This window comes from Streptomyces chisholmiae, from assembly GCF_031845445.1.
GTDB classification, from domain to species: domain Bacteria; phylum Actinomycetota; class Actinomycetes; order Streptomycetales; family Streptomycetaceae; genus Streptomyces; species Streptomyces chisholmiae.
On the sequence record NZ_JAVREO010000313.1, the window covers coordinates 1 to 380 of the forward strand.

Consider the following 380-nt stretch of genomic DNA (forward strand, 5'->3'; position numbering starts at 1 on the left):
GCACGACGCCGAGCGCGGCGTCCGCTGCGATCGCCGCGTCCACCGCGTTGCCCCCTCGCCGGAAGAGCTCGAGCGCGGCGGACGTGCCGAGCGCCGACGAGGTCGCGACCATCGCGTTCGGCGCCAGCGCGGGTGTCCGCGTGGCCGGGAAACGCGCCGACATCCTGGCCGGACGCGCGTCGGATGTCACGAAGACCGTTCCAGACGACGCGCGTTCAGGCGCGCGCGGGCTCGCGCCAGGACGGCGGTGGTGGAAGCGGATGGCGGAACAGGCGCGCCGCGTTCGCGTGCGTCATCAGGTCGACGTGGTCGTCCGGCATGCTGCCGAAGCGCGTCGTGAGCAGGTCCTGGGTGTCGGGCCAGGTCGAGTCGGCGTGCGG

1 pseudogene is annotated in these 380 nt (G+C 74.2%); it reads right to left on the reverse strand.

The features are described 5' to 3' along the window. A pseudogene (locus RM844_RS33360) lies at window positions 1-190 on the reverse strand (hypothetical protein); the annotation flags it as partial. Window positions 191-380: the final 190 nt, after the last annotated feature.